We start from the raw sequence: 13,973 nt of genomic DNA on the forward strand, positions 1-13,973 counted from the left end.
CATTTGATTATATCATAAAATAAGTGTAAAATGTATGTCTATTATAAATTATCCATAACAATATGGGAGGTCGTATATGAGCGATATTGTGTATATTGAAGGACGTGAGATTCTCGATTCCCGCGGAAATCCTACCGTTGAAGTTGATGTTGCGTTGAGCGACGGCAGTTTCGGCCGCGCCTGTGTTCCGTCGGGAGCATCTACCGGAGAGTTTGAAGCGCTTGAGATGCGCGACGGTGATGCGAAACGCTACGGCGGCAAGGGTGTGTTAAAGGCTGTCGATAATGTGAATACCGTTATTGCAGAAGAGCTTGAAGGAATGGATGCCTTGGAGCAGGCTGAAATCGATCAGACTATGCTCAATCTGGATGGCACACCGAACAAATCGAAACTCGGCGCTAATGCGATGCTCGGTGTTTCTATGGCGGTTGCACGCGCTGCCGCCGACTATGTCGGTTTACCGCTGTACCGCTACTTGGGCGGCGCACATACGCTGCAAATGCCGGTACCGATGGCAAACATTATCAACGGCGGCAAGCATTCCGACAACAAAATCGACTTTCAGGAATACATGGTGATGCCGATCGGCGCCGAGTCTATCCACGAAGCTGTGCGCATGACTGCGGAAGTGTTCCATGCGTTAAAGAGCCTTTTAAAGGCGGACGGCAAGGCAACCTCCGTCGGCGATGAAGGAGGTTTTGCTCCGGATATCGATAACGAAGCAGCGTTGGAATATATTATGAAGGCAATCAATAAGGCAGGTTACAAGCCGCGCACCGATATTGCCATCGCGCTTGACTGCGCTTCTTCCGAATTGTTCGATGAAGGCGGACGCAAGGGCTATAAATTCTGGAAGTCCAATCCCGACAAGCTGTTCACTGCGGATGAGATGATCGAAATCTACAAAAAGTGGATTAACACCTATCCGATTGTTTCTATCGAAGACCCGCTCGATCAAAATGATTGGGAAGGCTATGCCCGCCTGACCAAAGAACTCGGCAGCAAAATTCAGATTGTCGGCGACGACTTCTTTGTTACCAACACCGAACGGCTGCAGCGCGGTATTAAAGAAAAGGCCTGTAACTCCATTCTGATTAAGCTCAATCAGATCGGTACGGTTACCGAAACCATCGATGCGGTACGCATGGCGCAGAATGCGGGGTACACTGCCGTTATCTCCCACCGCTCAGGTGAAACCGAGGATGCGTTTATCGCCGACCTCGCCGTTGCCGTAGAAGCGGGACAAATCAAAACCGGTTCGATGAGCCGCAGCGACCGTATTGCAAAGTACAATCAGCTGATTCGCATCGAAGAAGAACTCGGCTGCCAAGCCCGCTATGCAGGCGCCGCAACCTTCGCACGCTACGGGTTTTAAGCAGTTATAGGCGGATATTTCTAAGCAGTTCCAAGCGGATATTCGGAAGTTCTTTTTCTAAATGAAAAACGAGTCCGATGTCCGCATGCTGATTTAATATTTTTAATTATATATTCATAATTAAAAATGATAGTAATTACCCATTACAAATTACCAATTACTAATTGATTTATAGGAGGATTTATTTATGAAACAGATTATTGCAACAGATAAGGCGCCGGCCGCAATCGGACCGTACTCACAGGGAACAGCCGCAAACGGCTTGATTTTCACCTCCGGTCAGCTGCCGATTGATCCCGCTACGGGCGCTTTTGTTCCGGGCGGTATTGCCGAACAAACCCGTCAATCGCTGATGAACCTGAAAGCGGTGCTCGAAGCCGGCGGCAGCAGTTTGGATAAGGTGCTTAAAACAACCGTGTTTTTAAGCGATATGAACAATTTTGCGGAAATGAACAAAGTGTACAGCGAGGTATTCGGTACCGGAAACTATCCGGGGCGCTCCGCTGTAGAAGTTGCCCGCCTGCCGAAAGACGGACTGGTCGAAATTGAGGCAATCGCTCTTGCGTAAGTCGATGTTGGCGCTGCCGCTTGCAGCAGCGCTTGTTTTTTCCGCTTGTACAAAACAAAAGACGGAAACCGAAGTCCCCCCAGCGCAAGAAAGCGCATCGGCGGTGCCGGTTGAAGAGCCGTCTGTCAATCATTGGAAATATTTTTCCGTTGACGGCAACGGTTCTGTGCAATTAAAAAATGCCGATGCTGTTTCCGAAATACCTGCTGCGGCGTTTAAACCGTGGACGGAGGCGGTTCGCGTTGCCGATTTCGGTTTAAATCAGGGGGATACCGTCTTTTTAATCAATAAGTGCGGGCTGTATCCGATTCACTCCTTACAAGCAGGCGCATCGCTTTCTCTTGGGCATGAGCTTTTTTCACACGCCACCGCGGGGGATCTGTATACAGTGGACGGACAGTATTTTATCCGTATCTATCAAAATTCGATCTTTTCATCGCGCGGCACATCAGAAAATACGCACTTCTTGTTACGTACTGACCCTGAATGCAAAGTCTATACGCCCGTAGCCGATGTAACAAATCTGCATTTACCTAAGGAAGCGCAGTGTAAATCGCTTGAGCAGGTAGGCGGGCAATGGTATGCAAGTTTTAAGGCTGATAGCGGAGCGGATATTTCCTTCTCGTATGTAAAATGCAGCAATTTTGCCGTCTTTATGCAGAATGATGCCTATAACCATATCAAACAACTATCTGCAGAAGAATTTAGAGCAGCCTGCGAACCGCCGCTTTACAACCGGATGCCTGATATGCTCAAAGAATTGGCGGACATAATCGAAAGTGATAGGGATTTGTACTTGAAAGTATTCACCGAAGGTGCGTCGGATAGTACGATTTTCTTTAAACCTGCACGGGATCAAACAAACGATACTATGGAAGAGCGGGTACCGGTAACCGTTTATGCAGTTCAGTATCCCCAAAGAGACGGTAAGCAGAATGCCGCAATCCTATTACCTAATGGGACGTTGCTGCTTAATACCGGCGATAACAGCATACAGAAACTGCATTTACCGTCTTTGCCGGAAAACTTTATCTATACCGCGTTTTCTATCTCGGCTACGGAGATTACCGTCGCTTGGGAAGAATCGGTATTCTACGAAGTCGGACGCACAGGCATCTTTACCGCCGAGCTGGGTGAATTAGGCTTATAACCAAAAAATATGCGGAGACATCCTCTGGGCGCGCCGGATTAAATGCGTTCATCGCTTTAATCAGCGTTTCCAGAGATGTGTTCCGAGGTATCATCCTTTCGGCTGTCTGATTTGTGTAAGGCTTTAATCCCTCTATGTTTTGCCTCGGGGTTGTTGATAATAAAGGGAAGGCTGAGCAGCAGCTCGTCGATGCTTGTGATAAGATGGCGGGGGCGTATCCTGTCTTTAAACTCAAGCAACTGTTTAAATATGTAAAGGGATTCGTCAAGTACGACGCCAAGCGTCCCCGGAAATCGGATACGCACCTGCAGTGTCCATCGTGAAAGAAAGATCATCGCTTGCAGAATAACGGCTTTTTCCGAACCGTTCAGCAATGCTCCGCTTGTAAGAGAGAACCTTCCAATCGAGAAAAGCTCTCTCCCCACCGGAATAAAAAGATGGCAGATGATAATACCCACCGTTGAAATACAGAGCGGTATCCAATATATTTTTTGTTTTTCCGCAAGGCAAAGTAAAAAGCCGGCGAAAAAAATGACTGCCTTTGCCGGTAAGCCCGGTATAAATAAGAGTGCAATTAGCAAGGTAAAGCCGGTTATCAGCCGGATCCACGGATAAGCGGCAGGGTTCGTATTGTCAGGCAACTGCACGTATAGCGGAGAATCGGCGTCCCGTACATGAGCATACCATTCGGATTCCGCTTCAAAGGTTTCGCAAAAAATACCGAGGATCAAGGACGTTACCGCACCGATAAAGAGAAACGGCGGTATCATATAGAGAATCCCTTCTCCGAAGATACAGAAACGACCGATAAAAAGTTGTATGCAGTTCGATACAAAAGCCCCTGCCATACTGATTCCGGCGAGCGATAGCACCTTACGTGGAATCTTATGTAAGGCGTACATCACAAGTGCGGAACCGATTGTTCCTGCTGCCGAAAACAGGATAAGATAAGAAAAGAGCGTTCCGCTGATAAAAGCTTGTCCGAGAATTTTTATTGCCGTCAGCAATAAAAACGCCGGAAACGACAGTACATCAAGCGCCAGCATCAGCGGAACATTTGCAAGTCCTATCCGCAAAAACGGCAGCGGCTTGGGAATAACAAACTCAATAGCCGAAAGGAAAAAGCACAAGGCGCCGAAAACCGGTACCAACGCATCCTGTTTTTTATTCATAGTACAACCGGCTTAATGGCAGCCTGAACACCCGCCGCAGCCGCCTTCACCTGTACCGCAGCTGCTTCCGCATCCGCCTGCGAAGGATTGTTGAACTTCTTCAAGCTCTTCGGGGGTAGCATCTCGTACACCGGCAACCTTTATATCAAAGTGTAAGGTCTTTCCGGCAAGCGGATGGTTGGCATCCAGCGTGATAATATCGCCGTCAATACCGGTTATTACCACATGGTGACCGCTTGTTTCAAACTCCATGCCGACTTCCAGCTGTGTGTCGGGCGGAAACTGTGCACGGCTTACCTCAAAGACGGCGCGCGGATCGATTTCGCCGTAAGCTTGCTGAGGCGCTACCGTAAGCGAAAAGCTTTCTCCGGCTTCTCGCCCTTCAAGCGCTTTTTCCAAGCCGGGAATAAGCTGCCGATAACCGTGAACATAGTCTAGCGGTCCCATCTGTTCCGATGAATCTAAAACCTTTTGATCATCATCCTTTAAGGTATACTCAAGTGTAACCAAACAATCATCTGCAATTTTCATGCTGACTATGATACCGATTTTCCTACTTTCGGGCAAGGCAAAAGTTCAAATGCGGGGGGCTTCTTTTTGTGCGAAATTTTGTACTTCTTTTCGCACCCTTGACCTCTGTAGACCGTTTATGCTATATTTCGAAATCAACCGTTTAGTTTTGATGATATGCACCCGTTCATATATCATCATACAAAAATATTGGGAATCTTTAAAAACTTCAGTTTTTAAAGATTTTCCTTAAATCCTTTTGCGATGTTTTTAGATAAGTCATATCAATAAATAAAAAGACTTATCTAAAAACTCGTCGGGCAGCTCTAAAAATCTAACCAAGTTTTTAGAGCTGCCCATATAAAATAAGCGGAACTATTTATCCTTTTAATGATAGATGCTTCCGTGGAAATGTAAACAGAGGTTTTTATGTACGCACTTTTTGAATATAAAGGCAAACAGTATAAGGCTGAACAAGGTTCCAAGATTCTGGTAGATAAGATCAATGAACCAAAGGGAACGGCTATCGATATCGATACCGTTTTGCTGGTTAACAATGACGGTAAAGTGTCTGTTGGAGCTCCCTACGTTGCGGGCGCGAAAATTTCGGCAACGGTTGAAGAGAGTATGCGTGATAAGAAAGTGATTGTATACAAGTACAAGAGCAAGAAAGACTATCACCGCACAATCGGGCATCGCCAGCACTACACCTATTTAACGGTTAATTCGATTACCGGGGTGTAAGCGCGGAATGATACAAGTCCTTTTGGAGCTTGATGAAAAGGGACATCTCCTTTCCGTTGAAGCTTCCGGCCATGCGAATAGCGGCATTAAAGGACATGATATTGTGTGTGCAGCCGTAACGATCCTTTTAAGGACGACTGTACAAGCGCTCGGTTCCGTGCAAGCTGATGTCAGTGCGGAACAGCGCGGTTCGCTTTCCTTTCGGGTACTCAGCTATGACGAAACGCAAAGCGAAAAATTACGGTATGCAGCGGAATTTTTATGGCTTGGGATAACTTCTTTACAGGAAGAATATCCGCAAGCGGTTCAATGCAAAAAGATACAGCGGGGATGGCGAAAAGGTAACTGACTTTTAAGTCATACCCTAATATGAGGAGGCTACTATGGCACGGAAACGAGGCGGAAGCGGTGCAAAAAACGGACGAGATTCAAACCCGAAATATTTGGGCGTTAAGGTATACGGCGGGCAGACGGTAAAAGCCGGTTCTATTTTAGTACGTCAGCGCGGAACTCCTATCCATCCGGGCGATAATGTCGGCCGCGGCAAGGATGATACCTTATTTGCAACTGTAGACGGTACGGTTGTGTATCATCACCGCAATGGCAGACATTTAGCATCTGTAACGCAAGCGTAGGGATGGACGAGCGGTTAATTCCGCAATGATATTGGCAACTCTAAAAATCTAACCGAGTTTTTAGAGCTGCTCTGTTGTAAGCCGGCTCTCATGCCGGCTTTTTTTTCGAGAAGGAAACAAGGCGATGATTCAATTTGCGGATGAAGCTTTAATCGAAGTTTCATCGGGAAAGGGCGGAAACGGCTGTATTGCGTTCCGGCGGGAAAAATACGTACCTAAAGGCGGCCCGGCAGGCGGCGACGGCGGGCGCGGCGGCGATGTGCTGTTTGAGATTAAGCGGAATATGCGCACGCTTGTGCATTTACGCCATAAGCGTGTATTCCGGGCAAAAAACGGCTTGGATGGGCAAGGTTCAAAACGATTCGGTGCAAAGGGCGCCGACTGTATTATTCCGCTCCCGCCGGGCTGTATTATTAAAGATGCCGATACCGATGAGCTTGTCTACGATTTCGGCGACCGGACTGAGGGGCTTATCCCTTTCTTGACCGGCGGTAACGGCGGCTGGGGGAATTGTCATTTTAAAACCTCCACCAATCAAGCGCCGCGCACCGCTTTGCCGGGGCAGGAGGGCAAGACCCGACGGCTTAAAATTGAGTTGAATATCATCGCCGATATCGGACTTGTCGGCTTTCCTAATGCCGGTAAGTCCTCTCTGTTGGATTACTTTACCAATGCCCGCCCTAAGATTGCGCCCTATCCGTTTACTACCAAAATACCGAACCTCGGCGTACTCCGTATCGATGAGGAACAAGATATTATCATCGCGGATATACCGGGGATATTGGAGGGCGCTTCGGAGGGGATCGGACTCGGTATTCGCTTTTTAAAGCATATTTCGCGGACGGCGGGGTTGGCCTTTTTGATCGACCTTTCCGATGAAAACTACTTAACCGCGTATGATACCCTCTGCGGAGAGCTTGCAGCCTATTCGGAAGAATTGGCTGCAAAAAAACGGATTGTTATCGCAACCAAGCTCGACCTTGAGGGAACAAAAGAACGGCTCAAAACCCTGCGGGAAAAACTTTCCGATGTGCCCGTACTCGGTATTTCGGTGTTTAACCGCTGGGGATTGGACGAAGTCCGCGATGCGTTTGCGGCGCTGGTAGAAGAGCTTGCCGTTGCAGATGCAGGCAAGAGTTCCGAAGCAGCGGCGGAGAGAATATCCGGTACTGTTCCATCCGGCGGAGCTGTATACGGCGGCGCATTCGGCAACACTCCAGTCGGCACGGCATCCGGTGTCGATTTAGGCGATGATGTTACCGCCCAAGGTTTATGGGCAGGTACGGCTGCGGCGGACAACAACTTTATGTATGCGGAGCTGGAAGCGCCCGTTTACGTGCAGCAAGAAGGTTTCGGCGCAACGGTGAGTTTAAGCCGCAAGCGGAAGGGTAAAAAATGAGGCTCGCCGTATTGGGCGGATCTTACAATCCTATTCATATCGGCCATTTAATGCTTGCCGATGCGGTTGCCCTCCGTTACGGGTACGACACCGTAGCCTTTGTCCCCGCCTTCTTATCTCCCTTTAAAGACGGGCATTCCGGCTGTACCGCCGAAGACAGACTCGCGATGGTCAAACTCGCAATCGCCGATAATCCTGCCTTTTACTGCGAACCCTGCGAGATTGAGCGGCAAGGTGTTTCGTATACCATCGATACGTTGAAGTTTCTAAAGAAAAAATTTCCGCAGTGCAAAGGAAAAATCGGGTTGATTATCGGTGATGATTTACTGGAAGGCTTTAGCGGCTGGCATGAAGCGGAGCGCATACCCGATTATGCCAATATAATGGTAGGAAACCGCATTATAGACCGGTATTCTACGGAACAAGCCGACACCGCGGGTACGGTTCCTCATTTAAGGGTAGATAATGCCCTGCTGCCGGTGTCTTCAAGCGGAATACGGGCGGCCATACAAGAAAAAAAGAGCTGGCGCTATCTTGTACCTTCAGCCGTATACTCGTATATTAAAGAACATAAACTCTATGAATGATATCCGTATTGAAAAATTCATCACAGCGCTGGATAGATATGCACGAGCCAATCTTTCCGATTACCGCTATGAACATTCATGCAGGGTTGCCTCTTATGCGGAAGAACTTGCCCGCCGGTACGGGTACGGACACAGGTTGCAGCGGCTCTGCTATCTTGCCGGTATTTCCCACGATATGTGCAAAGAAAAACCTATCGGTTTTTTACTCCGCACGGTACGGACGGACGGGCAACCGGTTACCCCTGACGAAACGGCAAATTCCGAGTTATTGCATGGGCGGGCAGCGGCGGTTTTATTGCAGGAGCATTACGGTATTCATAAAAAATCGCTTTTAAATGCGGTACGCTATCACACCTCCGCTTCTACAAAGTTTGATGTGCTGGGGCGGATTATCTATATTGCGGATAAAATTGAACCCGGCCGGAAAAATTGCGATTACTTACGGGAAAAGGTTGCACGGCTGACCCTTGATGAGCTTTTTCTTGAAGTGCTGAAAGAGGTTATCGGTTTTGTGGAGTCAAAAGGACAAACAGTGCAGGCGTGTACCTATAAAACATATCGGTTTTTAAAAGAAAGAGAGACGAAAATACCCCATCGGGAGGAAGGAAATTGAAAGAGGGAAAAAACATCATCTTTTTATTGCTCATCTTAGCGATGCTCATTCCTTCGGGGGTGATTGTGGCACGGAATCTCAATGTCGACCCTATCAGCACGTCCCTTTCCGAGGATAATGTGCTCAAGGTGCTGTTTGTCATTGAAAATGATAATGTCCCTATTTCTACGAATGTTATCGCTCACTATTCGCAAACGCGGCGCGCAGCAATGTTCGATATTCCTGCGAATATCGGGTTGATTTTACCTCAGCTTGGACGTACCGGCGGCATCGGCTCGCTTTATACGGAAAAAGGCGCTGCTGTTTATAAAGACGAAATTGAAAAACTGACCGGTGTTGAAATCCCGTTCTATATCGTATGTTCGCTGACCGACTTTATGCATTTAACCGACTTGCTCGGCGGCATTTCGGTTTTTATCCCTTCTTCGGTAGATATCGATTCAGAGCAATACGGAAAGATTTTGCTCCCCTCCGGTTCGGTGCTGTTGGACGGCGATAAGGTTCGCGACTATCTATTGTATGAAGATGAGGCGGATGCCGAGGACGAAGCGGTAACCCGTAAGCAAAAAGCGGTATTGGCCTTTCTCCGCAGTTTATATGAACATCCCGAAATGCTCGAAAAAGAACAGTTTAAAGTGTTCAGCCCGTTGCTGCACGGCAATGTTACCGGCGGAAATTTAAAGCAACTTTTGGAATATCTCTGCAAAATCGATTCGGAGCGATTGGTTCCTCAGCGTTTAACCGGCGCCGTGCGTATCGTCGATTCAAAAGAATTGCTCTTTCCGTTCCGTGACGGTCAGCAGATAAAGGAAATTATCGGACAGACGCTTGCGGCACTTGCTTCAAAAGAGGGTACCACGTTAGAGCGGGTTTATGCGCTGGAAGTTTTAAACGGAACCGATGTAAACGGGCTTGCGCGGACTGCCTCCGAGCTGTATCAGAGTTTTGGGTATGATGTTATCCGTGTCGGGAATGCGGCGCAAACGGGAGTTGAGCATACTGTTCTAATCGATAGAATCGGGAACGAGGCGGTGGCAAAGATTGTCGGGCAGGTTGTCCGTTGCGAAAATATCGAATCCGCCCAAATCGGCGACGATCATTCCGGCAGCGAAACGAATGTCGACTTTACGTTGATACTCGGTAAAGATTTTAACGGCTATTCGGTACGGCAAAAAAAATAGAGAAGAGGATAAGAAAATATTATGGAAGTTAATTTTGAACAGGCTGCATTAACATTCGGAACGATTTTGCGCGATCTTAAAGCGGAATCGGTGGTAGTGCTCGATTTACGGTCGGCTCATATTTGGACGGACTTTTTTGTGATCGCGACTATAGCGAGCGGTAAACAAGCCGGCGGCCTTGAAGGCAAAATTATGGAAGCGGCAAAAGAGATGCAGATTGAGGAATACCGGACTATCAGAAAAAGTCCCGACGGCGACGAATGGAAGCTGCTCGATTTCGGCTCCATCGTTGTGCATTTAATGAGCCCCACCGCCCGAAAATTCTACGACCTTGAACGTTTGTGGTATGACAGCCCCAATCTATTAGCGTAAGGGGTAATGTAAAATAAGGGCAATTTGTAATGATAGAGAAACACTGATTAAATGCGCTCCTTGCTTTAATCAGCACTTCCAAAGTATCGATGATTCTTAAAAGTAAAATCTTGGAATTCCGATAATGATTGCAGGAGTATTGTGATGAAAAGACTCATTTTTACGATATCGGTTGCGCTGTCGGTACTCATAGCGCCGATATATGCAGCTGCGGATACAGCTCCATCAAAGACAACGGAAGATAAAAAACAAGAGCTTGATGAGATTGAAAAAGCCCAACAAGCATTGCAGTACGGGTTGGAATCGGAAATACTTGAAGTAGTCAATAAGGTAGATAAGCGGGATTTTGAAACGCTGCAAAGCGATTTTAACCGCCTTTTTACGGAGACAAAGAGTCCTGCCGTGCGTGAAGGCCTTTTCGGTCTGTACCAAAAATATGAAGATCCTCAATTGACGGAAGCTGCGGTTGCAGTATTGGAAGATTATGAAGCCCAGCAGCGGACACTGGTAAAGGCGGTGCTGTCTTACCTTGCAGCGGTAAAGCCGGAACTTACCCCCGCCTTAAACGAAGCGCTGCAAAAAATGCTGACTCAAGATACGGCGGAGTATGGCGCGGAAACGGTTTCCGTATTAGGCGAAATCGGCGGCGATGAAGATGCCGCTTTTTTAGCAGACTATTTTGATAGCTTGACAATCGATGATGCAAAGCAGGAGCTTATTTTAAAACAGACGATTATGGCTGCGCTCGAAAAGCTGCATAGCGAAGATACCCGTGCGTTTTTACTTGAGCGGGCGCAGGATGAAAACGAGAATATTTACGTCCGCTCCAGCGCTGTTGCCGGTCTTGCCCAAATGGGGAACCCCGATATTGTGCCTCTGCTGGCAGAATTTTTCGAACAGCCGGAACCGCAGCTGCGGGAAGCTGCAATACGGGGCGCTGCTTCTTTTGATACGGACGAAACACGAAAGCTCATCTTACAGGGATTTAAAGACAGCTATTATAAGGTTCGGCTCGAAGCTTTAAAAACCGTACAAAAGACAAAGATGCAGGAAGCAGCGCCGTATGTGTTATACCGCGCAAAGTATGACCCGACGGATGCGGTTCGGTTTGCAGCGGTAGAAACGCTGGCTGTGCTGAATACGGCAGAAGGTAATGCATGGCTTGCCGAAACATTCCGCGATGCTAAAAAGAGCGAAAAATTACGGATTACAATCCTCAGCGCGGCGTTAAAGCACAATTCTACGGCGCTTGCCGCTGATTTGGATACGGTGGTGCTGGGAACCGTAACGGACAACAAGCAAAAGAAACTGCGGTATGAATTCGGTAAGGAAATTGCAAAAATCGAAAATACTGCAACGACGGAAATTTGCAAAGCTTTTTTACAGAGCGATGATGTGTTAACCAAAAGCATCGGGCTTGATATGTTTAAGACAAATGCTTCCGCGGACGCCCGCGCCTTAGTAGAAGCTATCGCACAAGACGAAAAACAGGGTGCACTACAGCGCCGCGCCCGGCGATTGCTGGAATAACGGGCTTGGCGTTATGCTTGCTGCCTTGGCGTAGGGTATGTCTTGGCAGCGTTGGTTTTAGCCGATTGACTGGCTACCGGCATCGATACAGGCGGAAACCTATGGCTTGCATAAACTTTTTCTTTATGGTACTATCCATAAAGAACTTTATTATCCTTATAAGTCTAGGCAGGAGTCGTTCAAACGGCTCTTTTTTTGTTTACGGGAGTTGATGCAATGGAATATGTGCAAAAAGAAACCGTTCCGTATTTTACCGATTATGAACAACTGGTTACCGGTCTCGGATATAAATTGGTTGATTTGCAGATTGTTCATCAAAAAACAATGTGGCTGGTAAAGGCCGTTATCTACAGTAAAAATGGAGTTGGAATTGACGATTGCTCAAAGGTACATCGAGCGTTATTATCGCGTGCAGAGGTTTTGCTCAATTCTCAGGATATTCAAATGGAAGTAAGCTCTCCGGGGCTTAACAGAGTAATAAAAAATGCAGCGGAATTTCAAGCCTTTATTGGAGAAAATATAAAGGTATTGGAAGTTTCCTGTCCCGATTGGCTTGAGGGAGAATTGCTGGCTGCGGATTCGACGGGTCTCTGTTTAAATAGTTCCGGCGGGCAAAGAAATATCCGGTATGCGGATATAAAAAAAGCGAAATTGAATAAGATCTAAGGAGTCGTGATGGCTGGGGTAAAAATTGAAGACGTCCGTAAATTCGCGTTAGAAAAAGAACTGGATGAAGATCTTGCATTTAAAATTGTTGAACAAACATTAAAAGCTGCATACAAAACAGCCTTTAAAACCGATGCGAATGCAGTTGTTATTATCGGTGATGATGCAGTAAATATCTATGCACGTAAAAAGATCGTTGATGATGTTGTGAACCCCGTGCTTGAGGTAGACATAGAAGAGGCAACAAAACTTGCTCCTGACTGCGAACTCGGTGATGAACTCCTTTTTGAGCTGGATCCTAAGGATTTTAAGCGCGGTTCGATTCAAGCGGGTGTACAGCGCGTGCATCAATCCACGAGAGAAATCCAAAAGGACAGCATTTATTCCGAGTATAAGGCGAAAGAGGGCGAGATTATCATCGGCTATTATCAACGGAAGAAAAACGATAATATTTATGTCGATCTCGGAAAAGTCGAAGGTCTTTTGCCGCGGAAATTTCAGCTGCCTCAGGAAATATATCATCCGAACGATAGAATAAAAGCGCTTATAAAGGAAGTAAAAAAACACCGGCAATCGAATGTCGTACAGCTTATCCTGTCTCGTACCGACCCCGATTTTGTGCGCCGTTTAATGGAGCTTGAGGTTCCTGAAATTTACGATAATATTGTTGAATTGTACAAAATTGTCCGTGAACCCGGTTACCGGACAAAGGTCGCTGTTATCTCTCATAGGGAGGATGTAGATCCCGTCGGCGCCTGTGTCGGTCCAAAAGGCGCTCGTATTCAGACGATTATTACCGAGTTGGAGGGAGAAAAAATCGATGTGCTTGAGTATTCAAGCGATCCGGCAGTATTTATTGCCAATGCTCTCTCTCCCGCCGAGGTATTAGATGTTGTTATTCTTGATACGGAAAAGCGTACGGCGCTTGCCGTTGTTGCGGAGAGTCAGCTTTCAATTGCCATTGGAAAGCAAGGCTTGAATGTCCGGTTGGCAAACCGGCTGGCGGATTGGAGTATCGACGTCAAAACAGAAAAACAGTTCCAAGAGATGGATATTCACGCCGAGACTCGTAAGGCGGCAGAAGAGCTGTTCAATGATGAGGCTATTTTGCTGACGGAAGTTGAGGGGATTGACCCCGATGTTTTGGCGCTCTTGCATGAGAATCATATTGAAACAGTTGAGCAGTTCTTGGATGCTCCGCATCAAGAACTTTGTGCGCTTCCCGGTATGTCGGAAGAAAAAGTTAATACTCTTGAGGCGTTAATCAACGAAGCATTTGAGATTGTTGATGAAAATCAAGCGCCGGAGCAGGAAACACAGCCTGAAAATCAAACAATGTCTGCGCCTATTGAAGATGCGGAAGAAGAAGTATACGAATGTCCCGAATGTGGGGCGCCGATTACGATCGATATGACAGTCTGTCCTAGCTGTGGTGTCGGTTTAAGTTTTGAATATGAGGACGAAGAATAGG

At 47.1% G+C, this 13,973-nt stretch carries 16 protein-coding genes; 14 read left to right on the forward strand and 2 right to left on the reverse strand.

The features are described from left to right. Positions 1-76: 76 nt before the first annotated feature. The 3 genes from eno (at position 77) to HGH47_RS03095 (ending at position 3,093) form a co-directional block, all read left to right on the forward strand. On the forward strand, positions 77-1,375 hold the full coding sequence (gene eno / locus HGH47_RS03085; RefSeq protein ID WP_212565352.1) for a phosphopyruvate hydratase: 1,299 nt from the start codon (positions 77-79) through the stop codon (positions 1,373-1,375). 187 nt (positions 1,376-1,562) lie between these two features. Continuing rightward, on the forward strand, positions 1,563-1,943 hold the full coding sequence (locus HGH47_RS03090) for a RidA family protein (protein ID WP_212565351.1): 381 nt from the start codon (positions 1,563-1,565) through the stop codon (positions 1,941-1,943). Beyond that, positions 1,936-3,093, forward strand: a complete 1,158-nt coding sequence (locus HGH47_RS03095) for a hypothetical protein (protein ID WP_230974436.1) — start codon at positions 1,936-1,938, stop codon at positions 3,091-3,093. Before HGH47_RS03090 ends, HGH47_RS03095 begins: the two co-directional genes overlap by 8 nt. A 56-nt stretch (positions 3,094-3,149) precedes the next feature. Here HGH47_RS03095 and HGH47_RS03100 read toward each other — a convergent pair whose 3' ends face one another. Then, on the reverse strand, positions 3,150-4,265 hold the full coding sequence (locus HGH47_RS03100; protein WP_212565350.1) for a Gx transporter family protein: 1,116 nt from the start codon (positions 4,263-4,265) through the stop codon (positions 3,150-3,152). 12 nt (positions 4,266-4,277) lie between these two features. Then, entirely contained in the window at positions 4,278-4,796 is a 519-nt protein-coding gene (locus HGH47_RS03105; RefSeq protein ID WP_212565349.1) for an FKBP-type peptidyl-prolyl cis-trans isomerase, read from the reverse strand. 408 nt (positions 4,797-5,204) lie between these two features. Between HGH47_RS03105 and rplU the strand changes: the two genes are divergently transcribed. The 11 genes from rplU to nusA all read left to right on the forward strand — a co-directional run bounded on the left by rplU (position 5,205) and on the right by nusA (position 13,972). Beyond that, on the forward strand, positions 5,205-5,519 hold the full coding sequence (rplU, locus tag HGH47_RS03110) for a 50S ribosomal protein L21 (protein ID WP_212565348.1): 315 nt from the start codon (positions 5,205-5,207) through the stop codon (positions 5,517-5,519). A 7-nt stretch (positions 5,520-5,526) separates the two neighbouring features. After that, positions 5,527-5,868, forward strand: a complete 342-nt coding sequence (locus HGH47_RS03115; protein WP_212565347.1) for a ribosomal-processing cysteine protease Prp — start codon at positions 5,527-5,529, stop codon at positions 5,866-5,868. 34 nt (positions 5,869-5,902) lie between these two features. After that, a complete protein-coding gene (gene rpmA / locus HGH47_RS03120) occupies positions 5,903-6,154 on the forward strand; it encodes a 50S ribosomal protein L27 (RefSeq protein ID WP_006187878.1) in 252 nt (83 codons plus the stop codon). A 124-nt stretch (positions 6,155-6,278) separates the two neighbouring features. Next, positions 6,279-7,553: a GTPase ObgE gene (gene obgE / locus HGH47_RS03125; RefSeq protein WP_212565346.1), complete on the forward strand. Its 1,275-nt coding sequence runs from the start codon at positions 6,279-6,281 to the stop codon at positions 7,551-7,553. Further along, positions 7,550-8,140: a nicotinate (nicotinamide) nucleotide adenylyltransferase gene (gene nadD / locus HGH47_RS03130; protein WP_212565345.1), complete on the forward strand. Its 591-nt coding sequence runs from the start codon at positions 7,550-7,552 to the stop codon at positions 8,138-8,140. Before obgE ends, nadD begins: the two co-directional genes overlap by 4 nt. Further along, a complete protein-coding gene (gene yqeK, locus HGH47_RS03135) occupies positions 8,133-8,753 on the forward strand; it encodes a bis(5'-nucleosyl)-tetraphosphatase (symmetrical) YqeK (RefSeq protein ID WP_212565344.1) in 621 nt (206 codons plus the stop codon). Before nadD ends, yqeK begins: the two co-directional genes overlap by 8 nt. Then, a complete protein-coding gene (locus tag HGH47_RS03140) occupies positions 8,750-9,934 on the forward strand; it encodes an LCP family protein (RefSeq protein ID WP_212565343.1) in 1,185 nt (394 codons plus the stop codon). Before yqeK ends, HGH47_RS03140 begins: the two co-directional genes overlap by 4 nt. A gap of 21 nt (positions 9,935-9,955) precedes the next feature. Further along, positions 9,956-10,306, forward strand: a complete 351-nt coding sequence (gene rsfS, locus HGH47_RS03145) for a ribosome silencing factor (RefSeq protein ID WP_212565342.1) — start codon at positions 9,956-9,958, stop codon at positions 10,304-10,306. 144 nt (positions 10,307-10,450) lie between these two features. After that, a complete protein-coding gene (locus HGH47_RS03150; RefSeq protein ID WP_212565341.1) occupies positions 10,451-11,836 on the forward strand; it encodes a HEAT repeat domain-containing protein in 1,386 nt (461 codons plus the stop codon). 216 nt (positions 11,837-12,052) lie between these two features. Further along, positions 12,053-12,502: a ribosome maturation factor RimP gene (gene rimP, locus HGH47_RS03155; RefSeq protein WP_212565340.1), complete on the forward strand. Its 450-nt coding sequence runs from the start codon at positions 12,053-12,055 to the stop codon at positions 12,500-12,502. A gap of 9 nt (positions 12,503-12,511) precedes the next feature. Beyond that, entirely contained in the window at positions 12,512-13,972 is a 1,461-nt protein-coding gene (gene nusA / locus HGH47_RS03160; protein ID WP_212565332.1) for a transcription termination factor NusA, read from the forward strand. Position 13,973 lies beyond the last annotated feature (1 nt).

The sequence above is a fragment of the Treponema sp. OMZ 805 genome, from assembly GCF_050937395.1.
Taxonomy (GTDB): domain Bacteria; phylum Spirochaetota; class Spirochaetia; order Treponematales; family Treponemataceae; genus Treponema.